A 21,484-nucleotide genomic window follows, 5' to 3' on the forward strand; every position below is an offset into this window, starting at 1 on the left:
GGACTTCACCCTCCCAGGCGATTGAGGTCCCACGCCCGAGGGAAGCATCGCCACCGTCGGGGCGATCCTCCGACACCGATGACAGGGGACGCAACACCATGGGGGCACACGCATGACCACAGCGCGCGCGCAGCGCCGGACCATCACCATCACACCCGCACTCGTCGCGACCGACCTGGTCGCCCTCGTGCTCGCCGTGCTCGTCGGCGGGCACCTCCCAGCGCTGGCCACCGCCGGGGCCGTCCTCGGCGCCCTGATCGTCGCCGGAGCGTTGCACCTCAACCGCTCCCGCCTCGTCCTCTCGGTGCTCGAGGACCTGCCGGCACTGGGCTTCGTCGCCCTCACCGGCGGCGTCCTGCTGATGGCCTTCGACGTCTCGGGGGCCAGGACGGTGGGCGAGTCGATCATCGGCGCCGCCGTCACCGCGCTGGCCATGCTGGGGGCCCTGATCGTCTCCCGCGGCCTCGCCTACGCCATGGTCCGCCACCTGCGTCGCACCGGCGTCCTGGCGCACCGGGTCGTGGTGGTCGGCACCGACAAGGTCGGCCGGGAGCTCGTGTCCGCCCTGCGCGCCGACCCCACCCTGGGGCTGCGGCCGCTCGGGTTCGTCGACGACGACGTCGACCCGCGCACGCTGAGCGCTCCCCTGCTGGGCCCCACACACCGACTGCCGGCCGTGCTGCGCGACCTGTCGGTCGACGACGTGATCTTCGCCTTCGGCGCCGCCGAGGACCAGCGGACCCTGTCCCTGGTGCGGTGGTGCCAGCTCAACCAGCGCCAGGTCTTCGTGGTCCCGCGCTACTTCCAGCTGCTCGGCCACGATCGGGCGCGCAGCCTCGAGGTCGTGCGCGACACCACCCTGGTGCGCCTGCACCGCTTCCGCGCCCAGCCCGGCCAGGTGCTGGCCAAGCGGGCATTCGACGTCGTGCTGTCGCTCGCCGCCCTGGTGGTGCTCTCGCCGCTGCTCGCGGTCGCCGCCGGGCTGCTGCACCTCGAGACCCGCTCGGGCGTCCTGTTCCGCCAGGAGCGCGTCGGCCGCGGTGGCCGCACCTTCGAGCTGCTGAAGCTGCGGACCATCCCCGCGACCACGGCCGAGGCCAACGTGACGTGGAACGCCGACCACGACCCCCGCCTGGGCCGCGTCGGGAAGTTCCTGCGTCGCACCGGCATCGACGAGCTGCCGCAGCTGTGGAACATCCTGCGCGGCGACATGTCGCTGGTGGGCCCGCGACCCGAGCGGCCGTTCTTCGTGCAGCAGTTCTCCGAGACCCTCGAGGAGTACCGCGACCGGCACCGGGTCGCCACCGGGCTCACCGGCTGGGCGCAGGTCAACAAGCTGCGCGGCGACACCTCCATCGAGGACCGCGTGCGCGCCGACAACTACTACATCGAGAACTGGTCGCTGTGGACCGACGCCAAGATCCTGGTGCGCACGCTCGGCACGTTCCGCCACGACCCGGCGCGCAAGCGGCCCGAGGTCATCAGCATGCTCACCGCCGCTGCGCAGCCAGCAGGCTCAGCGACAGCTGACTGACGGTCCGGGCGGCCGTGGCCGCGTCCCGGTGCTTCTGCACGTGGACGTGGCCACGCCGCCCCTCCAGGTCGGCCAGCGCCGGACGGGAGAGCCGCAGCGCGACGGCCCGGGCCAGCGCGTCGACGTCGCCGGGGGCGACCAGCTCGCCGCACTCGAACGGCAACGACTCCTGGATGCCCTCGACGCGCGTGGCGACCACGCTGCGTCCGCTGGGCGTGATGATGTCGGGATTGTAGTATTTGCCCTGATCGTCGAGCACGGCCCAATCGTCGATCCCCGCGCTCCCGGCACTCGGGCGGTGACCTTGGGCCAGGCCCGCAGCAGCAGGTGCTGACCCTTCTGCGGGCTCAGGCGTCCGACGCAGACGGCGGTCGGCGCCTCGTCGATGCCCAGCTCGACACGCGTGAGGACCCGGTCGACGGGCCCACGGACGGTGAACTTCTCCAGGTCGACCCCGTTGGGGACCACGGCGAAGGGGGCGGTCACGCCGTGGCGGCGGCCGACGTCGGCCTCGCCCTCACCGACGCAGACCAGCTGGCCGGTCCAGCGCGAGGCGAAGCGTTCCCAGCGCAGCGCCGCCTTCGAGGTGAGGCCGGAGCCGGCGAGGAAGGACCAGCCGTGCGGCTGGAAGAGGGTGGGTCGGCGACCGCGGACCGCGAGCCGGCCGACGAGTCCGGCCTTGGAGCTGTGCAGGTGCACCAGGTCGGGATCGAGGTCGTCGACGATCCTGGCGAAGCGCCTGGTCTCCGACAGGGTGCTGCGGCCGGGCTCACGGGTGGCGTCGAACCACTGCACGTGCGCGCCGGCGGCCCGGGCCTCGAACCCGAGCCACCCGTCGGAGGGGCACACCACGCTGACGCCCCACCCGCGGGCCACCTGCTCGCGGACGTAGCCCATCAGCGCGACGGCGGTGCCCTCGGAGGTGGGGACGGAGGCGTGCAGGATCCGTGGTCGTCCGTGGGGGCGCCGTGGCGGGGGGCTCAGCTCGCCCCTCCGGGCTCCAGGCCGGCCCAGTCGGGCTCGGCGTCCTGGGCGCGGCCGCGCGAGCGGGCCTTGCCCCAGTCCTTGCCGCGACCGACGAGCACGGTGCCGAGCAGGCGCGCTCCCACGGCCCCGATGCGGTAGGAGGTGCGGCGCAGCTGCTCGGGCGAGAGCGCGCCCTCGGGCACGGCGAGCACGACCGCTCCGCGCGCCCCCATCGTCACGGCGTCGTCGTTGACCGTGGTCGGGTTGGCGATCACGACCACGACGTCGAAGTGCTCCTGGGCCTCCTCGGCCATGCTGGCGAAGCTGGTCTCCAGCAGCTGGGCGTGGGACTCCGCGCCCCAGGACCCAGACGGCAGGACGTCGAGACCGTGGACGGGTCCGGGGCTGAGCGCGCGGACCAGCGGGGTGCCGCGCAGGACCTCGTACAGGCCCGGAGTCCCGGGCTCGGTGCCGGTCTGGCGCGCCGCGCCGGCACCCATCCGCGCGTCGACCAGCAGCGTGCGGCGACCGACCTGCGCGGTGGAGATGGCGAGGTTCGCCGCCAGCCACGCGTTGAGGTCGCCGTCCCCGACACCCGTCACGACCACCAGGCTGGCCGGCTCGTCGCTGGCCTCGGCCTCGATGGAGATGCGCAGGCGGCGGAACACGTCGGCATCCGGCGTCCCGGCGTACATCGCCAGCAGGCTGGGCTCGCGGGGCGGGTGGACGTGGCCGAGGACCGGGGCGGTGACCACGGACTCGAGGTCGGCCGCCGTGGTGATGCGGAAGGTGCGGCGGTCACGCGCGAGCGCGGCGGCGGCGCCGAGCACGAGGGAGACCATCGTGCCGACGAGGATGGCGAAGAGGAGGTTGGGGCTGCTGTAGGTCACCGGCGGGTTGGCCGGGTTGCTGAGGGTGTAGCGCAGGCCGCCGCGGCTGGGGTCGTTGCGGGTGAGCGCGGCGTAGGTCAGGTTGGCGATCCGGGCGGCCATCTCGGGGTCGCGGTCGTCGACGCTGATCTCGACCAGCACGGTGCCCTCGACCCAGCGGCCGGCGATGGAGCGGCGCAGCTCGTCGCCGCTGCGGGCGCCGTCGAGCTCCTCCTCCACGTCGGCCACCACCTCGCGGGAGTTGGCCAGCTCGCCCAGCGTGCTGCGCAGCGAGTCCTGGTCGTCGTTGCTGCCCTGGACCGAGGACAGTGCGGAGATCTCCGCGGTCGCGGTGTAGGTCTTGGGCGCCATCATGACCCCCACGGCCACCGCGGCCCCGGTGAGCACCGTCACCAGCAACGCGATGGGCCACTGGCGCCACAGCACCGCTCCGACGTGCCGACCTTCCATGTGCGTGTCGCCCCATTCGACTCAGCGCCACCGTGGCGCATTGGCGTGCGATCCCACGCAAGGGCCGTGACACGGACCGTGTCGGCGCCCCCCGGCGCGAGGACCACGGACGGTGGCCCGAGCGCCGTCCCTTCCTCTGACGGACGGTGGATACCCGTGCTCCGACGCAGGTAAACTCACCGGTAGGTGGACGTGACCAGTGCCTCGTCCAGGGCGAGGTACGCCTCGACCATCCGGTCGGGGGAGAAGCGCGTGTCCACCAGCGCGCGACCGCGCGCCGTCCGTTGACGCTGCTCCTCCCTCGCGGTCCCGGCCAGCTCACGGTCCAGCGCCCTCCCCCACCGCTCGCCGAGCTCCCGGTCGTCGCCGTCGGCGGGGACGAGCGCCAGCACGTCGGCGAGGTCGGGCAGACCACCGACCGCCGAGGCCAGGACGGGGACGTCGGCCGCGAGCGCCTCCAGCACCCCGATCGGCAGTCCCTCCCAGTCCGAGGGCAGCGCCAGCAGGTCGGCCCGGCGCAGCAGCGCCCCCACGTCGTCCCGGTCGCCGAGGAAGGTGACGTCGGCGCCCAGGCCGAGCTCGCGGGCCAGTGCCTCGTGCCGCGGACGCTCGGGCCCGTCGCCGGCGAGCAGCAAGTGACCCGTCCGGTGCTCGCGCGCCGCCCAGCCGCGCAGCAGCAGGTCCTGGCGCTTCTGCGCGGTCATCCGTGCCGCGCACAGCACGATCGGACCGGAGGCCGGGAGGTGCGGGAGGTCCGGCAGGTGCGCAGCGTCGTCGGGACGTACGGCGGGGGCGCTCACGGAGTTCTCGACGACCCGGATCCGCGCCTTAGGGAGACCGGCACGCTCCAGGTCCTCAGCCACCGCTCCGGACACCGCGACCACCTGGTCGCTGCAGCGGCGCAGCACCCGCACGGCCCGGGGGTAGTCCTGCGCCCCGAGGCCGTGGACGGTCGTGACCAGGGGGGCCCGGCGGGCCCTGGCCACGGGGTAGGCGGCGAGGGTGGCCCGGATGTTGTGGGCGTGCACGAGGTCCACGGGTCGTCCCGGCGCCCAGGCCAGCAGCCGGGCCGCGCTCGCCGCGAGGGCGACCGGGCCGCTGGGTGCGAGGGGCACGCGGACGTGGTCGACGCCGGGGACCTCCGCCAGCAGCGGCACCCGCCACCCGCGGTCGCTGGCGACCCAGGTCCGGTGGCCGCGGGCGGCCATCCCCTCCGCGAGGCCGAGGACGACCGCCTCGGCACCGCCGGTCCCCAGCTCGGCGACGACCTGCAGGACCCTCATCGCGTCCGCTCCGCGCGCGCCGTCGCGTAGGTCCGCAGCAGCCCCTCCAGGCAGTGCTCGGTGGTGTAGGTCGACAGGACCCGCTCGCGGGCCCGGGCACCGAGGTCGGCACGCAGCGTCGGGTCGGCCACCAGGGTGTCCAGCGCAGCGGCGAGTGCCCGTGGGTCCCCCGGGGGGCAGAGGAGGTCCGGGGCGACGGGCCCCCACACCTCCGGGACGCCCCCCACCGCCGTGGCGACCGCGGGGAGCCCCGTCGCCATCGCCTGCAGCAACGCCATCGGGCAGCTCTCCGCGGCCGAGGTCAGCACGAACCCGTCGGCCTGCTGGAGCAGCGGGGCGGGATCGGTGACGTGCCCGAGCAGGGTCACCGTGCGCCGCTCGCGCACGGGCTCCGGAAGCCGGTCCGCCACGAGGGCGCGGATCTCGGGGGCGAGCTCGCCGTCCCCGGCCACGAGCACCTCGACGTCCTCGCGCATCAGTGCGACGGCCTCGACCAGCACGTCGGCCCGCTTGACCGGGACCAGTCCGCCGAGCCAGACCAGGCGCGGTCGCGCCCCTGTCCCGTTCGGAGCCCGGGACGGGGTCGGGGACGGTGCCGGGGGCCCCGGACGGAAGCGGTCGGCGTCCACCCCGTTGGGCACGACGTCGACGCGGGAGGGGTCCAGGCCGACGTGGCGGACCGCGAAGTCGGCGACCGCACGGCTCGGGCTGACGACCCGCGCCCTCCCCCACCGCGTGATCCAGCGCTCCCCGTGCAGGTAGTACAGCCGGTCGCGTCGCCGTCGGCGGTCCGCGAGCAGGTTGCCGGCCACGTGGTCGCTGAGCCCGTCGGCGACACCGTGCAGCGTGTAGACGACCGCGGTCCTCGGCAGGCTGCGCGCCAGGCCGCGCCCGACCCAGCCGGCTCGGCGGTCCTGCAGGTGGAGCACGTCGGGTGCCAGGGAGCGCAGCAGCCGGGCGAGGCCGGCGAGACCGGCGAGGTCGCGCTTGGAGGGCGCCTCCTGGTCGTGCCAGGTGATGCCGGCGGACCCACCGGCCCGGCGGCGTACGTCGGGTGGCGCGACGACGTGGGAGTCGATCCCCCGGCCGGCGAGACCGACGGCGACCTCGACGGCGTGGTCGACCGGCCCCCCACCGGACTGGGTCAGCACCTGGACGACCCTCACGGGCCCCCCACGGTCCGGGGGCGAGGGCCGTCGTCGGCCAGTCGGGGCAGGACCCCGCCCAGCGCGACCAGCAGCCACAGCGGCAGGAAGAACTGCTCGGTGACGAAGCAGGCCGCCACGGAGGTGCCGACGAGACCCGCCACGACCGCCGCCCCGATGCGACCCACGCGCGACCCGGCCCGCCAGGCCGCCCAGGCCCCGGACAGCCCGACGAGGAGCAGCACGAGGAACACCGCGAGCCCCACGAAGCCGGCCTCGGCGGCGACCTCGAGGTAGGTGTTGTGCGCGACGTCGAGGTCGTTGCGCGTGTCGACGGGCAGCCGGGAGGCGAACCAGGCGTGCTCGGCGGCGAAGGACCCCGGCCCGTGCCCGAGGAGGGGACGATCGAGCACCATGCGCGCCGCGGCGTCCCAGAGGTAGAAGCGCTCGGAGACGTTCTGGCCCGCGATCGCGGTCTTCTGGGTCAGGCTGTCCCTCACCAGCTCGCGCTGCCACACCGCCAGGACCGACGCCGCGGCCAGCAGCACGCCCCCGAGGCCGACGAGGTCACGCAGCCGGACCTGGCGGGAGAGCAGCGCCACGACGAGCATCACGCCCAGCCCGAGCATCGCGCCGCGCGAGACGGTGGCGACCATGCCGACGGTGACGACGGCGGCCGCGAGGTCCCAGCGGCCCGGCCCCGGACCCGGACGTCGCAGCGCCATGGCCAGCGGCAGCGCAGGGAGGAGGTAGAAGGCGAAGTCGTTGGCGTCGGCGATCGGCCCCGCAGCGCGCGGGTCCTCGGCCGTGCTCATCGCGAGCAGGCCCACGGCGGCCGCCGCCGCGGCGGCCAGGACGTAGGTGCGGGCGAGGTCCTCCGGTCGCAGGATCCGCCGCAGGAGCACGTCGACGAGCACCACCATGACCGCCAGGAACCCGGCCCACCGCAGCAGGATGCCTGCGGCACCCACCGGGGCGTTGACCAGCGTGGACACCAGGAGCACCCACCACAGGGCGACCCCCACCAGCAGCGGGGCGTGGCCGGTGGCCAGCCCGAGGACGATGCCGGTGAGCACGAGCGCGACCGGCAGCAGGACCCGGGACGTCCACGGCACGGGGACCGGGACGATGTGCGGGATCACGGGGTGGCTCACGACACCTCCCGGGGCCGGCGTACGGCGTCGACGGGCCGGAGGAAGCCGTAGGCGCCGTCGAGCAGCAGGTCGAGGTCGTCGGTCTCCTCCGGGACGAACGCCCGATGCAGCGAGAGGGGGTGGGTGCGGCGGCGGTTGGTGCCCTTGCTGACGGTGACCGCCGCGGTGTATCCGGCGCGGGCAGCAGCGGCGCGGACGCGCCGGTCCCAGCCGCCGGTCGGGTAGGCCAGGCTGCGGACCGGTGCGCGCAGGAGGTCGCCGATGACCTCCCGCGACTCCACCAGCTCCCGCTTGAGAGCGCGGTCGTCGAGGGCGGGGAGCCACGGGTGGGTGCGCGTGTGCGAGCCGATGTCGAGGCCCTCGGCGTGCGCGTCGGCGACCTGCTGGGCGGTGGCGAGCCGGTGGCGCTCGTGGATCGACTCGCGGGTGTCCCAGTCGAAGCGCTCGCTGCCGGGGAGGTACTCCGAGCAGACGAACAGCGTCGCGGGCATGTCCCGCTTGCGCAGCATCGGCCACGCGGTCTCCACGACGCTCGCGTAGCCGTCGTCGAAGGTGAGCGCCACAGCACGCGACGGCAGCGAGCCCAGCGCGAGGCGGTCGACCGCCTCCATCAGGGGCAGGACCCGGGCACCGCGCTCCTCGAGCAGGTCGAGGTGGCGCTCGAAGCCCGCCTCGGTGGTCGAGAGCCCGTCGGTGTGGCGGTCGTCGATGCGGTGCCAGCCGATGAGGGTCAGGGGCTGCTCGTGGCGGAGGCGACGCACGATGCGCCGGACCGGACGCAGCCCACGGGCCACCGCCCGCACCTGCGGCCTCACGAGGCGTCCCTCACGACGGACCAGGCGGCACGCACCTGGGTCGAGCGGGTGATCCAGAGCGTGGCGGCGTACGTCGACAGCACGGCGAGGCCGAGCAGGATCGTGCGCACCACCGAGACCTGCGCCAGGCCGACACCGTCCCCGACGCCGTCGACGACCAGCAGGGCCAGCACGGCCACGCCGCTGGCCAGGGCCACCGGCCACAGCGAGCGCAGCCAGCGCACGGGGTCGAAGCCGGCGACCAGCCGGGTCGCCACCAGCACCGCGACGACCGCTGTGGCGGTCGTGACGACCGTCTGGGTCCAGGCCACGGCGACGACACCGGAGCGGACCACCACCAGCAGCGCGACCGACAGGCCCGCGAGGTGCATCAGTCGCAGCCGCATCGCGACCCCGGGCAGGCCGGAGGCGTTGAGCGCCACCTGAATGGCCTGGGTCAGGCCGAGCACCCAGGAGAACAGCGCCATCGCGGCGAGCACGGAGACGGCGTCGGCCCACTTGGTGCCGAGCAGCATCAGCTGCTCGGGTGCCAGCGCGCTCAGCACGCACAGCGGCGCCAGCAGCGCGGTGAGGACGGTGAGGACCACCTCCGCGGCGTGCCCGACGCTCTCGCCGCGTCGCCGGCAGAGGTAGGGGAAGGCTGCGCCGGTCACGACGAGCACGAGCAGGACGTAGGGCATGTAGGCGATGCGGAAGCCCAGGGAGTACTGACCGAGCGCGACCGCGCCGAGGACGCGGGCGACCAGGAGGTAGTCGACGTTGAGCTGGAGCACCTCGAGGAGGTTGGCCCCGGCGAAGGGGGCGCCGTAGGACAGCAGCCCGCGGGCGCTGGCGGGGTCCCAGCCCGGCAGGACCGGCGGGTGCACCGCCCAGGCCAGCAGCAGCGTCAGGACGCCCTGCACCACCTGGCCGGCGACCAGCGACATCACGCCCAGCCCCTGGGTGGCGAGCACGATCGCGACCACCGCACCGACCACCGCGCCGGTCGCCTCCGGCACGATGCGGCGCAGGAAGCGCAGCTCGCGACGCAGGAGCTCCTGGGTCACCGCCGCGACGGCCAGGGCGGGCAGGGTGACGACCAGCCCGCGGATCACGGCGGCGCCGCCGTCCTCGGCACGCAGTGCGGTGGCGAGGGCCGGTGCGGTGAACCAGAGGAGGAGCGTCATGGCCGAGGCGCTCACGAGGCCGATGGTGACCGCCGTGCGGGCCGCGGCCCGCACGTCACCGCGCCAGTAGACCAGTGCCCCGGACGTGCCGAGGTTGCCGAGGATCGCCGACACGTTGACGACCAGGGTGCCGAGCGCCACGAGGCCGAGGGCGGAGGGGGCCAGCGTCGCCGCCAACGTGAGCAGCACGAGGGTCTGGGCGCCCTTGACGACGATGCCGTTGGTGGCGAACCACAGGGCCCCGCGTGCTGCACGACCCTCGTCGGAGCCGGTCCGGCCCTCATCGCCCGGCTGTGCGTCCTGCTCGTCAGGTGCCTGCTCGTCCGGTGCCCGCTCGTCGGGCGCACCGTGGACCTCGAGCCGTGCCACGGCACCCCCATGTCGTCTGCTGCTCATGTCGTCTGCTGGCCGACTGCTGCCGCCGTCGACGCAGGGGCTTATACCGCGATCGGTTTAGGCTCACACCTCTCGGGAACAACGTGCAGCGTGACTCGGCCGACATCGCGGCCGGCGAGGACCGACCACGGCTGACCGGCCGGGAACAGGGGCAGACAGTGCGACGACTCGGTCTGGCGTGCGCCGCGGTCGCGGTCGCGATCGGCTCGAGCGGGTGCAGCGACCTGCGCGCCCAGCTCGAGGGCGCCGAGGTCGTCGAGCCGTCCGTCGACGCGTCGTACGCCGCGCTCCCCGCCGTCCTGGAGACCGCCGAGTGGTCGGTCACCGACGGCCTGGTCTCGGTCATCGTGCGCAACGACACCGACCGTGACCTGCGCACCGCCGAGGTCACCATGACCGCGCGGGACGAGAACGGCGAGGTGCTGGGCACCTACGGCACGTCCTCGATGGGCGGCGACAGCTCCTGCTGCACGGTGCAGTCCCTGGCGCCCGGTGAGGAGTTCGGTCTCTACTTCGCCGTCGGCGAGGGGTCGGACCGCATCGACGACGTCGAGCTCACCTACTCACGCCTCGCCTGGGCGCAGAAGCCGTCCGGCAGCCCGTCCGCGGACGCCGGCGACGGAGCCGAGGTCAGCGACGGCGCCGAGGTCAACGCGCGGGCCACCGACTTCGTGATCCAGCAGGACCAGACCGTGGTGCGCGCCACCGTCGAGGTGGGCGAGGAGGACATCCCGCGCGCGCTGGTGCAGGCGATCCTCCGCGGTCGCAGCGGCAAGCTGATCGCCGTGGTGACCGGGCGGTGGTCCTGCTTCGAGGCCGACTCGACCCGTCGGATCCGCATGGAGCTCTTCCAGCCCGTCCCTCTGGGCACCGGCGTCGACAGCGTCAGCATCCGCCCGATCAGCGACGCCGTGGCCCCCCGCTGCTCCTGACCGCCGAGACGTCACTCACGCACGGCCCAGACGTCGCTCACGCACGGCCCAGACGTCGCTCACGCAGGGCCCGGAGGTCTGCGGGTCAGAGGTCGCCCGCGCCTGACGACACGGGACAACGACACAGGAGGACGCCGTCGGGTCGGACCCGACGGCGTCGTCCTGTGTCGTCCTGTGTCGTGCCCGAGCGGTCGTCAGACCCCGCGGAAGAGCCACCCGAGGGGTCGCTGCTCTTGCTCGACGGTGGTGCGTGGGGTCTCCTGTGGCTCGAAGATCTCGCCGCCCGGGTCGCCCCCCAGGTCGCGGGTGAGGTCCGGGGTCGAGTCGCCCAGGTCGATGTCGAAGCGGGGGGAGAAGTCATCGGCGTCGACGGACCCGGCCGTGCTGACCTGCTCCGCGGAGCTCTCGTCCGCCACGACCGCGGGGGTGGGCTCAGGTGTGGGCTCGGGAGTGGACTGGTCCTCCACGAGCTGGACGGCCTCCATCGCCCGGGGCGTCTGCGCAGGGGTGACGGCAGCGGCCTCGCCCCGGTCGTCCCGGTTCTCCGAACGGTCCGGGGCGCTCGTCGCCTCGACCGGGGCGCTGGCCGCGGCCGGCTGGGCGGCCGCGGTCCGCTGGTCGTGCGCCGCGATGCGACGGCCCACCTCGTCGAGGTCCGAGGCCGTGCGCAGGACGTGCTCGACCGTCGACTTCGCCCCGCCGAGGAGACCGCCCAGCTCACCGAGCGTGCTGCGGAGCTCCTCGACCAGGCTCTCGGTGCGGGCCCGCAGGGCCGCCACCTCCTCGCGCAGCTCGGCGGTGACCTCCTCACGGGCACGCGTGCGCTGCTGCTCGAGGTCCTCACGGGCGCCGGCGACCTCGAGGGCCGCCTCGTCGCGCAGCTCCTGGCTCTCCTGGCGTGCCTGGGTGACCAGTGCCTCGGCGCGCTCGCGGGCCTCCGCGACCAGGCGCTCGGCGGTGTCCTGGGCGCTGACCAGCACCCGGTCGGCCTCCTCGGCCGCCTCCTGGCTCAGTCGGGTGGCCTCCGCCAGGAGGGTTCCCGCCTCGCGCCGCGCTGCGGCCTCCTGACGGATGCGGGCGGCCTCCTGGGCCGCCTCGCTCGGTGCCCGGGGGTGGACCTGGTAAACCCGTCCCCATGGTGAAGTCCGTCGCAGCAGGCCCGGCCCCCCGGCTGCTCGAGGTCAGCGACCTGGGGCCGTGGCGGGCGGCCTGGGACGCCCTCGTGCTCGCTGCGCCGCTCCCGACGCCGTTCCTGCGCAGCTGGTGGCTCGAGGCCCAGCGCGCCGTCCACGACGGCACCGCCCTCTTCGTCCTGGTGGTGCACGGCGAGCAGCTCCTCGGCGGGCAGGCCCTGCAGGTGGACCGTGTCCTCGGGGCGCAGCGGATCCAGGCGCTGGGCCAGGGGCCGCTGGCGCCCGACCACCTGGACCTGGTGGCCGCTCCGGGTCACGAGGACCGGGTCGTGGACCTGCTGTCGGGCTGGTGGCGCGCACGCCGGCGCACGCTCGTGGACCTCGACGGCCTCGTGGAGGACAGCCGACTCGCCGCAGCCATCGGCAGCGCGCCGGTGCCCCGGGAGGCCGCCCCCTACCTCCGCACCGTCGACCTCGGCGGCGACTACGTCTCCACCCGCTCCTCCAACCTGCGCCGCGCGGTGCGCCGGGCCCGCCGCGACTTCGAGCGCGACGGCATGGCGCTGACCCGCGCCGATCTCGGGGAGCCGGCCGACGTCGACCGTGCCCTGGCCGGCTTCGTGGCCCTGCACTTGCCCAGGCCGGACCGGGCCCCGTTGCTCGGCGAGATGCCGGTGCTGAGCCGAGCGGTGCACGCCGGCGTGCAGGCCGGCGAGGCCCGCGTTCACGTGCTGGGCCGGCCCGGCGAGCAGCCGGTCGCGGTGTCCCTCGCGTGGTGGTGTGCCGGGCGGCTGTCGACGTACCAGGTGGCGAGGTCGCTGGAACGGGAGCACGCCCATGCGGGCACGCTGATGATGGTCGACATGATCGAGCAGGGGATCGCCGACGGTGCCACCGAGGCCGACCTGCTGCGCGGGGACGCCGCCTACAAGCTGAGGCAGGCCGACGAGCAGCGTGACCTGGTGCTGGTGCGCACCGGGGTGGGGGTGCTGCCGCGCGCGGTGCTGGGGGCGCACGCCGCACGGCAGCGGCTCCGGGCCGGTCGTCGAGCGTTCACCCGATCGTCACCCTCCGAGTCGTCACCCGAGGACTGACTGCGCCGTTGGGGTGGCCGGACGCGTCCGACGGCGCGTCGTCCAGGAGATCATCCCCGCACCAAGCCCGAGAGTGAGCAGCCGTGGGTCACGGTCCGCACCGCCCGTACGTCTCCCGTCGTCAGTTCGTGCAGCGCACGGCCGCCGTCGGCATCGCGGCCGGAGCGGGCCCGTTCCTTGTCAGCAGCCACTCCGAGGGCCGGCAGGAGCGCTGGGTCAAGCGCACCCTGCGCCGCCAAGGACCCCGACGTCGACTTCATCATCGTGCTGATGCACCAGGCGGCGTTCTCCTCCGGCCTGCACGGCAGCGACCCGGGCGTGCGGAAGGCGTGGTTCCGGCTGTTCGCCAAGTACGGCGTCGACCTGGTGATCCAGGGGCAACGACCACCACTACGAACGCACCCACCTGATGAAGCGTGCCAAGGTCGTCGAGTCCGCCGAGGACGGCCACTACACCTCCGACGACGCCCACTCGTAGCCCGACGGACCGAACCGGCGACCCAGCACACCGCCCGCGCTCCGCGGGTGACGGTCGGGCCGGTTCGTTCCGTGTGAGTACGACCTCCAGTGGAGGGACGCGGGTCTACTTCTTCGGCTTGTCGGCCGACGCGCCGCCGCCACCGGTGGAGAGCGCGGCCACGAAGGCCTCCTGGGGGACCTCGACGCGGCCGACCATCTTCATCCGCTTCTTGCCCTCCTTCTGCTTCTCCAGCAGCTTGCGCTTGCGGCTGATGTCGCCGCCGTAGCACTTGGCCAGGACGTCCTTGCGGATGGCGCGGATGTTCTCGCGGGCGATGACGCGGGCGCCGATGGCGGCCTGGATCGGCACCTCGAACTGCTGGCGCGGGATGAGCTCCTTGAGCTTGCCGGCCATCATCACGCCGTAGGAGTAGGCGGCGTCCTTGTGGACGATCGCGGAGAACGCGTCGACCGGCTCGCCCTGCAGCAGGATGTCGACCTTCACCAGGTCGGCTGCCTGGTCGCCGGAGCGCTCGTAGTCGAGCGAGGCGTAGCCCTTGGTGCGCGACTTCAGCTGGTCGAAGAAGTCGAAGACGATCTCGCCCATCGGCAGCGTGTAGCGCATCTCCACGCGGTCCTCGGAGAGGTAGTCCATGCCGCCGAGGGTGCCGCGCTTGGTCTGGCACAGCTCCATGATCGTGCCGATGTAGTCGCTGGGGCTGAGGATCGTGGCCTTGACGACCGGCTCGCGGACCTCGTGGATCTTGCCCTCGGGGAACTCGCTGGGGTTGGTCACCTCGATCTCGGTGCCGTCCTCCATCACCACGTCGTAGACGACGTTGGGGGCCGTCGAGATCAGGTCGAGGCCGAACTCGCGCTCGAGCCGGTCGCGGGTGATCTCCATGTGCAGCAGCCCGAGGAAGCCGCAGCGGAAGCCGAAGCCGAGCGCGCCGGAGGTCTCCGGCTCGTAGGTCAGCGCCGCGTCGTTGAGCTGGAGCTTCTCCAGCGCCTCGCGCAGGTCGCCGAACTGGTCGCCGTCGATCGGGTAGAGACCGGCGTAGACCATCGGGTTGGGGTGCTTGTAGCCGCCGAGCATGTCGGTGGCACCGCCGTGCTGGGTGGTGATCGTGTCACCGACCCGGGACTGGCGGACGTCCTTCACGCCGGTGATGAGGTAGCCGACCTCGCCGACCCCGATCTCGCCGGCCTTGACCTGCTCGGGGCTGATCACGCCGACCTCGAGCATCTCGTGGGTGGCGCCGGTCGACATCATCTTGATGCGGTCGCGGTGGTTGAGCTTGCCGTCGACCACGCGGACGTAGGTGACCACGCCGCGGTAGGTGTCGTAGACCGAGTCGAAGATCAGCGCGCGCGCCGGCTTGTCGGGGTCACCGACCGGCGGCGGGGTCTGCTTGACGATCTCGTCGAGCAGGGCCTCGACACCGAAGCCGGTCTTCGCGCTGACCTGGAGCACGTCCTCGGGCTCGCATCCCACCAGGCCGGCCAGCTCGGCGGCGTACTTCTCGGGGTTGGCGCTGGGCAGGTCGATCTTGTTGAGCACCGGGATGATGTGGAGGTCGGCGCCCATGGCGAGGTAGAGGTTCGCCAGGGTCTGCGCCTCGATGCCCTGCGCGGCGTCGACCAGCAGGATCGCCGCCTCGCAGGCCTCCAGGGAGCGGGAGACCTCGTAGGTGAAGTCGACGTGGCCCGGGGTGTCGATCATGTTCAGCACGTAGGTGCCGGCGTCGGTGCCCTGCGCGTTGTCGGGGTCGACGCCCCACGGCATCCGCACCGCCTGGGACTTGATGGTGATGCCGCGCTCGCGCTCGATGTCCATGCGGTCGAGGTACTGCGCCCGGGCGGCACGCTCGTCGACCACACCGGTCAGCTGGAGCATCCGGTCGGCCAGCGTCGACTTGCCGTGGTCGATGTGGGCGATGATGCAGAAGTTGCGGATGATCGCCGGGTCGGTCTGGCCCGGCACGGGCCAGGACTTCGGGGGAACAGCAGGCACGGGGTCTCAGGCGTTCTCTCGTACGTCGGGACGGACCCGGCCATCCTCCCACGACACCCCCGCCATGCCCGCCACGCCGGGGGTCGGCCTCCCCCACTCCGCGCCGGGGACACCCCACGATGGGGCCCGTGCCCACCTCTTCCCCGGCGGCCGCGCCCACCTCTGCCGTGCCCACCTACCTGCCGTGGGGTCGCACGGCCCGGCGGCTGGACTGGGCCCACCTGCCTCCGCAGGTCCGCTTCGACGTCGAGGCCCGGCTGGGCTCGCCGGTGGTGGCGGACTCCACGCTGACCCACGGCTACGTGCCGGCCATCGAGACCGTGCTCACCCTCGCCGACGGCACGCACCACCTGCTGCGCGCGGCCTCGACGAAGGCGCAGCGCTCCTTCGCCGCGTCCCTGCGTGCCGAGGCGGCCTGGCTGCGCACGCTGCCCGAGACCGTGCCGACCGTCCGGCTCACGCACCTGCTGGACGGCGACTGGGTGGTGCTGCTGCTCGAGCACCCCGCTGCCCGGCTCCCCCACCGCCCGTGGCGCGAGGACGACCTGGACCGGTGCCTGGAGGCCGTGTCCGCCGCTGCGGTGGCGCTGACGCCGGCTCCCGGGGAGGCCCGTCCGTTCGCCGAGGACCTCGCGGACTGGATGGGTCGCTGGGACATCCTCGAGGGGCGCGAGGACCTCGGGACGCCCATGCAGCTGCTCACCGCCGGGCGGCTCGCGGCGCGGCTGCCCGAGGTGACCGCCGGGGACACGCTGGTCCACACCGACCTGCGCGACGACACCCTCCACCTGACGCCGGACGGCGGCGTGCTGCTCGACGGCTGGGCGTGGCCGGTGCGCGGCGCGGCCTGGCTGGACCCGCTCCTGCTGCTGGTCGGCCCGTGCGGCGACGGCGTGGACGTCGAGGCAGTGCTCCGTCGTACGCCGCTGCTGGCGCGGGTCCGCGACGAGGACGTCGACTGCGTGCTGGCGGCGATGGCCGGCTTCTTCCTCACCAGCTGCGACCTGCCGGTGCCGGCGGCGTCGCCGTGGCTGCGGGAGTTCCAGCGATGGCAGGGCGAGGCCGTCTGGGGCTGGCTGCGCCGGCGCCGCGGCTGGGAGTGAGAAGGCCGTGAGTGAGACACTGATCGGACCGGCCCGATGACGACCTCAGGCGATTTGGGCGCTCTCCGGCGCCGCTGTTAGCCTTGCACGTCGCTTCGTTGGCGCGCCTCTTGCGCGCCCGGCGACCGTCAGCATCACCAGACCCGCACGCATCCACACACGTAAGGCGAGCCCCGTGGCGAACATCAAGTCCCAGATCAAGCGCAACAAGCAGAACGAGAAGCGCCACGAGCGCAACAAGGCCGTCAAGAGCGAGCTCAAGACCGCCATCCGCCGCTTCAACGAGGCCGTCGAGGCCGGCGACAACGAGAAGGCCGTGACCTCGGCCCGCGTCGCCACCAAGAAGCTCGACAAGGCCGCCTCGAAGGGCGTCATCCACAAGAACCAGGCCGCGAACCGCAAGTCGTCGATCGCCAAGAAGGCCGCCGCACTCTGATCCTGACCCGGGCACTGCCCGGTCTGGGACGCTGACAGCGACCCGCTCCACCTCTGGTGGGGCGGGTCGTCGGCGTTTCGGGTGTCGCGTCCGGACCGTCGGTGGGAGCACCCGTGGCTCAGGAGCGCAGGGCAGCGATGGTCAGCACCAGCCGCTCCAAGGTGTACGACGCATCGCTGGCCGCACCCTTGACGTCGGCGTCGGCCTGGGCGACCGCCCGGATCGCGGCCACGAGCCCGTCGTCGCTCCATCCCTTGGCCTGGTCGCGCAGGGTGCGGATCTTCCACGGCGGCACCCCCACCTCGCGGGCGAGGTCGGCATCGCGCATCCCACGACCCCGTGACGTGGCCGCCTTGAACCGGGCGATCCCACGGGCGCTGCCGGCGAACGCGGAGGTCACCAGCACCGAGGCGGTGCCGTTGTCGAGCGCCCACCGCAGCTCCTCGAGCGCCTCGAGCCGCTTGCCGTAGAACGCGGCGTCGGCGACCACGAAGGACTTCGCCTCGGCGCGACCGCCGAAGTACTGCGCGACGCGCTCCTCCCCCAGCGCCTCGTCGGGGAAGTCGTGAGCCAGCTGGTCGACCGCCGCGGCGAGCGCACGCAGGTCGTGCCCGACCGCCTGGACCAGCGCGTTGGCCGCCGACGGCTCCATCCGCGCACCGAGCATCCTCGCCTCGGCGACCACGAACTGCGGGAACTCCGAAGGCTTGAGCTCCTCGGTCTTGACCTCGGTCACGGGGCCGAGCTTGCGCAGCTTGGTCAGCACCCCCGACCCCTTGGGGCCGCCGGAGTGCACCAGCACCAGCGCGACGTCCTCCGCCGGCGCACCCGCGTAGTCCAGGAGCGCGTCGACCGACTCCTCGGGCAGGTGCTCGAGCTCGCGCACGACCACGCACCGGGTGCTGGAGAACAGCGACGGGGCGGACAGCTCGCCCAGCGAGCCGAGGGTCAGGTCGGCACCGACGGCCTCGGCCATCTCGGCCTCGCCGTCGTGGGACCGCACGGCCGCACGGACCGCGCCGACGGTCCGCTCGCGCAGGAACTCCTCCTTGCCGGTCACCAGGGTGACGTGGCCGAGGACGTCCCCGGGGGCGGGGCCGGCCTGGCGGGCTGGACGGGCGGGGGTGCGGGCGGCTGCCATGGTGCGGCTCAGCCTGCCACAGGCGGCCGACAGTCCCCCACCGGGCGGCCTCCCGCCCAGTCACCGGGTCATGTCACCGGGTCGTGAGCACCGAGGGGCCCGCCTCGCCCGCCACCACCGCGACCGACCCGTCGGTGTCCGTGCGCAACACACGGGCCCCCGCGGACTCCAGCGCGGTCAGCACCGAGGGCGCGGGGTGGCCGTAGTCGTTGTCCTCCCCGACCGTCACGACGGCGACGCGTGCACCGAGCCCGGTGAGCCACCCGAGGTCCTGGTAGGAGCTGCCGTGGTGGGGCACCTTCAGCACGTCGACGGCCAGGTCGGGCAGCGTGCGTGCCAGCGCTGCCTGGCCGGGAGGCTCCAGGTCGCCGGTGAGCAGCAGTCGCAGGCCAGCGACCTCGACCAGCAGCACCACGCTGGCGTCGTTCGCCGCCGTCCCGTCCCCGGGACCGGTGCCCGGCTCCCCGGAGGTCGGCCAGAGCACCTGCAGCCGCGTGGCCCCGGAGCGCCAGGCTCCGGCGTACGGCGCGGGGTGGAGGGGTACGCCGGCGGCGGCCGCGTCCGCGAGCACCGACCGCGCCCCGTCGGCCGGGTCGAGCACCCGGCTGACCCAGACCTCGCGGACGTCGTGGGACCCGAGCACCGCCGACAGCCCGTCCACGTGGTCGGCGTGGAAGTGCGTGAGGACGAGGAGGTCGACGGTGGCCACCCCGAGGTCGTCGAGGCAGCGGCCGACCACCCCGGGCTCGGGCCCGACGTCGACCACGACCGCATGCCCCGGGGTGGTGGCGAGCACCAGGGCGTCTCCCTGCCCGACGTCGCACGCCACGAGCACCCACCCGTCGGGGGGCCACCCGGGCACCGGCGGTCGCACCAGCACCGCGACGACCAGCACCACACAGCTCGCCGCCCCTCGGGCCCGGGTGCTCACGAGCCGGGGCCCCCGCCAGGCCAGCACCACGGTCAGCGCGGTCAGCGCCGCCAGGGCGGCTCCGCTCGTGGACCAGTCGACGGCCGCCGTCGGGAGGCCCGCACCCCGGTGGGCGACCACGACGATCCAGCCCACGCACCACGTGGCCACCGTGCCGAGCAACCGGCCGGCCCAGGGCCAGACCAGGCCGACGCAGCCGCCGAGCAGCCCCAGCACGGTGGCCGGACCGACGGCGGGCGCGGCGAGCAGGTTGGCCACCACCGCCACCAGGCTGACCTGGCCGCTGAGGGCAGCCACGACGGGCGTGCACGCCAGCTGCGCCGCAGTGGGCACGGCGATCGCCTCGGCGAGCCAGCGGGGCAGCCACCGGGCCAGCGCGTCGCGCCAGCGCGGGCCGATCAGCACGATCCCTCCCGTCGCCAGCACCGACAGCGCGAACCCGGGAGCGGTGGCCAGCGTCGGGTCGACGAGCAGCAGCACCGTCACCGCGACACCCAACCCGCGGACGGCCCGACCACCGCCATGGGTCAGCGCGAGCAGCCCCACGACGCCCATCACCGCGGCACGCAGCACGCTGGGCTCGGTGCGGGCCAGCAGGACGAACCCCACCACGCCGGCCATCCCGAGGACCAGCAGTCCGCGGCCGCGCACGCCCACCAGGCGCGCGAGCACGAGCAGCGCCCCCAGGAGCAGCGTGAGGTTGGTGCCGGACACGGCGAGCAGGTGGGTCAGCCCGGTCGCCCGGAACTCCTCGGCCACCTCTGGATCGAGCCCGGCGTCGTCACCGGCGACGAGGGCCGGCACGAGCACCCGCTCGGGAGCGGGACGGTGCGCGACCGCGTCCCGCAGGGAGGCGCGCAGCACCTCGGTGGCCCGCCACCACGCCCCGGGGGTCTCCAGCAGCGTCGGCTCGCCGTGCACCGAGAGCACCGCGGCCAGGGCCCGTTCCCCGTCCTCGGTGGGCTGGAGCCGGCCGGCGAGTGCCACGGTGGAGCCCAAACGCACGTCGGCCCAGGACGCCGGGGCCAGCACGAGGACCGGCGACCGCACCTTCCACGCGGTGCCCCGTCCAGTGATCTCGACGACCACGGCGCGCAGGAAGACCCCGTCGGTCCGAGCGCCGGCCATCGGCCGCGGATCCGTGCTCACCACCAGTCGGCCCGTCACCGCGGCGCCCTCGGCCGCCAGGGCGGAGACCGGGTCGCCCTGGACCCGATCGGCGCGCAGGAGGCCTGCGCAGAGCACCGCCACCAGCGCCAGCAGGCAGGCCAGCGCCGTGGTGCGCCAGGCCAGCGCGAGTGCGCGCCCCGGGCCGCGGGAGCGCACGGCGACCACGGCGGCGCCGACCCCACCCACCGTCACCAGGATCCCAGCCAGGACGAGCGTCCAGCCGGGTGCCACCACCAGCAGCCCGCCGGCCCACGCCGACAGCCCGACCAGCCCCATCCGCAGGTCGGCCTGGCGGGTCGCCGCGGGCACGCCTCAGACCGTCACGAGTGGCGCGAGGGTCTCGAGCGTGGCCGGGCCGATCCCGTCGACCTCGAGCAGCTCCTGGACCGCGGTGAAGCCCCCGTGCTCCTCGCGCCACGCCAGGATCGCCTGGGCGGTCACGGGCCCGACCTCGGGCAGGGACTCCAGCAGGGCCTGGTCGGCGGTGTTGAGGTTCACCAGCGCCGCGGGGGCGCCGGGCGCACCGGGCGCACCGGCCCCGCTCGGTACGCCGGCGGCGGCTGCGCCCTGGCCCACCAGCACCTGCTCACCGTCGACGAGGACCCGCGCCAGGTTGAGCCCGGACAGGTCCACGCCTCCCCGGGCACCGCCGGCGGCTTCGATGGCGTCGACCACCCGGGGACCGACGGGGAGCTCGAGCACACCGGGGCGTCGGACCCGGCCGGCCACGTCGACGACCACGACCGCCCCGTCCTCCTCGCCGGCCGCCCCCGTCCCTCCGGGGGTCTCCCCCGTCGGGTCGGAGGGCAGGTCCACCAGCGACCCCGTGGGGCCGGTGTCGGACGCGGCGGGGGCCAGCGGGGCCGCGAGCGGGACCGGCTCGGAGCGCACGACCCACCAGCTCGTGACGGCCAGACCGAGCGCCACCATGACCGCGACCACCGCGAGGTGGACCAGCCCCAGCCGCAGGTGCGTCGGTGGCACGGGCAACCGGCTCGGGCGCCGGCTGGCGTGCCTGCCCGGCATCGGGACCGTCCGCGCGACCGGGACCGGCTCGACGTCCCCCAGGGGCTCCGGCCCCATCAGGTCGTCGAGCCGGGAGCGGTCGTGGAGGACGGAGGGGACGTCCCGCACCCGGGTGGGTCCGCCCCAGGTCCCGGACCCGTCCCAGGAGGACGCGCGCGTGGGTCCGGCTGCCGGCTCCACCGGCTCGCCTCGCGGTGCTCGGTGGATCGTCGCGATCGCATGGGGCGACGCTAGGGAGGCGCAGGG

General features: G+C 74.2%; 18 protein-coding genes and 1 pseudogene. 6 read left to right on the top strand and 13 right to left on the bottom strand.

Annotation, left to right across the window (positions count from 1 at the left end; all coding sequences use genetic code 11):
- Positions 1-112 precede the first annotated feature (112 nt).
- On the top strand, positions 113-1,534 hold the full coding sequence (locus tag A6R01_RS14890) for a sugar transferase (RefSeq protein WP_292607400.1): 1,422 nt from the start codon (positions 113-115) through the stop codon (positions 1,532-1,534).
- Here the strand turns inward: A6R01_RS14890 and A6R01_RS14895 are convergent.
- The 8 genes and pseudogenes from A6R01_RS14895 to A6R01_RS14925 form a co-directional block, all read right to left on the bottom strand.
- On the bottom strand, positions 1,491-1,793 hold the full coding sequence (locus A6R01_RS14895; protein ID WP_292607402.1) for a hypothetical protein: 303 nt from the start codon (positions 1,791-1,793) through the stop codon (positions 1,491-1,493). The two genes, A6R01_RS14890 and A6R01_RS14895, sit on opposite strands and share 44 nt — an antisense overlap.
- 191 nt (positions 1,794-1,984) lie before the next feature.
- Positions 1,985-2,596: pseudogene (locus A6R01_RS18350) on the bottom strand (glycosyltransferase); the annotation flags it as partial.
- Positions 2,515-3,840 (bottom strand): hypothetical protein, encoded by a 1,326-nt coding sequence (locus tag A6R01_RS14900; protein ID WP_292607405.1) that lies wholly within the window; start codon positions 3,838-3,840, stop codon positions 2,515-2,517. The gene A6R01_RS14900 and the pseudogene A6R01_RS18350, both read right to left, overlap by 82 nt.
- 176 nt (positions 3,841-4,016) lie before the next feature.
- On the bottom strand, positions 4,017-5,123 hold the full coding sequence (locus tag A6R01_RS14905; RefSeq protein ID WP_292607407.1) for a glycosyltransferase family 4 protein: 1,107 nt from the start codon (positions 5,121-5,123) through the stop codon (positions 4,017-4,019).
- The gene (locus A6R01_RS14910; protein WP_292607410.1) at positions 5,120-6,289 is read right to left on the bottom strand and encodes a glycosyltransferase family 4 protein; all 1,170 of its coding nucleotides are present in this window, start codon (positions 6,287-6,289) and stop codon (positions 5,120-5,122) included. Before A6R01_RS14910 ends, A6R01_RS14905 begins: the two co-directional genes overlap by 4 nt.
- Positions 6,286-7,422, bottom strand: coding sequence for an O-antigen ligase (locus A6R01_RS14915; RefSeq protein WP_292607412.1), 1,137 nt, complete (start codon positions 7,420-7,422; stop codon positions 6,286-6,288). The genes A6R01_RS14910 and A6R01_RS14915 overlap by 4 nt, the downstream gene beginning before the upstream one ends.
- Positions 7,419-8,237, bottom strand: coding sequence for a polysaccharide deacetylase family protein (locus A6R01_RS14920; protein WP_292607415.1), 819 nt, complete (start codon positions 8,235-8,237; stop codon positions 7,419-7,421). Before A6R01_RS14920 ends, A6R01_RS14915 begins: the two co-directional genes overlap by 4 nt.
- Positions 8,234-9,772 carry an oligosaccharide flippase family protein gene (locus A6R01_RS14925; protein ID WP_292607418.1) on the bottom strand — a complete coding sequence of 513 codons (1,539 nt, stop codon included), beginning with the start codon at positions 9,770-9,772 and terminating at the stop codon, positions 8,234-8,236. Before A6R01_RS14925 ends, A6R01_RS14920 begins: the two co-directional genes overlap by 4 nt.
- 185 nt (positions 9,773-9,957) lie before the next feature.
- Between A6R01_RS14925 and A6R01_RS14930 the strand changes: the two genes are divergently transcribed.
- Positions 9,958-10,731: an FxLYD domain-containing protein gene (locus tag A6R01_RS14930; protein WP_292607420.1), complete on the top strand. Its 774-nt coding sequence runs from the start codon at positions 9,958-9,960 to the stop codon at positions 10,729-10,731.
- A 194-nt stretch (positions 10,732-10,925) separates the two neighbouring features.
- Here A6R01_RS14930 and A6R01_RS14935 read toward each other — a convergent pair whose 3' ends face one another.
- Positions 10,926-11,711 (bottom strand): hypothetical protein, encoded by a 786-nt coding sequence (locus A6R01_RS14935; protein ID WP_292607423.1) that lies wholly within the window; start codon positions 11,709-11,711, stop codon positions 10,926-10,928.
- A 155-nt stretch (positions 11,712-11,866) separates the two neighbouring features.
- Between A6R01_RS14935 and A6R01_RS14940 the strand changes: the two genes are divergently transcribed.
- On the top strand, positions 11,867-12,958 hold the full coding sequence (locus A6R01_RS14940) for a GNAT family N-acetyltransferase (RefSeq protein WP_292607426.1): 1,092 nt from the start codon (positions 11,867-11,869) through the stop codon (positions 12,956-12,958).
- An 83-nt stretch (positions 12,959-13,041) separates the two neighbouring features.
- Positions 13,042-13,368: a twin-arginine translocation signal domain-containing protein gene (locus tag A6R01_RS18355; RefSeq protein WP_366925115.1), complete on the top strand. Its 327-nt coding sequence runs from the start codon at positions 13,042-13,044 to the stop codon at positions 13,366-13,368.
- 173 nt (positions 13,369-13,541) lie between these two features.
- Here the strand turns inward: A6R01_RS18355 and lepA are convergent, their stop codons facing one another.
- Entirely contained in the window at positions 13,542-15,401 is a 1,860-nt protein-coding gene (gene lepA, locus A6R01_RS14945) for a translation elongation factor 4 (RefSeq protein ID WP_292607428.1), read from the bottom strand.
- A 158-nt stretch (positions 15,402-15,559) separates the two neighbouring features.
- Between lepA and A6R01_RS14950 the strand changes: the two genes are divergently transcribed.
- Both A6R01_RS14950 and rpsT read left to right on the top strand, forming a co-directional pair.
- Positions 15,560-16,534: a hypothetical protein gene (locus A6R01_RS14950; protein WP_292607430.1), complete on the top strand. Its 975-nt coding sequence runs from the start codon at positions 15,560-15,562 to the stop codon at positions 16,532-16,534.
- A 175-nt stretch (positions 16,535-16,709) separates the two neighbouring features.
- Positions 16,710-16,970: a 30S ribosomal protein S20 gene (gene rpsT, locus A6R01_RS14955; RefSeq protein ID WP_292607433.1), complete on the top strand. Its 261-nt coding sequence runs from the start codon at positions 16,710-16,712 to the stop codon at positions 16,968-16,970.
- 118 nt (positions 16,971-17,088) lie between these two features.
- Here rpsT and holA read toward each other — a convergent pair whose 3' ends face one another.
- From holA to A6R01_RS14970, 3 genes are all read right to left on the bottom strand, one after another.
- On the bottom strand, positions 17,089-18,111 hold the full coding sequence (gene holA / locus A6R01_RS14960; protein ID WP_292607435.1) for a DNA polymerase III subunit delta: 1,023 nt from the start codon (positions 18,109-18,111) through the stop codon (positions 17,089-17,091).
- A 73-nt stretch (positions 18,112-18,184) separates the two neighbouring features.
- Complete coding sequence (locus A6R01_RS14965) at positions 18,185-20,521, bottom strand: ComEC/Rec2 family competence protein (protein ID WP_292607439.1); 2,337 nt, start codon at positions 20,519-20,521, stop codon at positions 18,185-18,187.
- Positions 20,522-20,524: 3 nt separating this feature from the next.
- Positions 20,525-21,418, bottom strand: a complete 894-nt coding sequence (locus tag A6R01_RS14970) for a ComEA family DNA-binding protein (RefSeq protein WP_292607442.1) — start codon at positions 21,416-21,418, stop codon at positions 20,525-20,527.
- Positions 21,419-21,484: the final 66 nt, after the last annotated feature.

Origin of the sequence: Nocardioides sp. REDSEA-S30_B4 (assembly GCF_001627265.1) — a bacterium.
Classification (GTDB): Bacteria; Actinomycetota; Actinomycetes; order Propionibacteriales; family Nocardioidaceae; genus Nocardioides.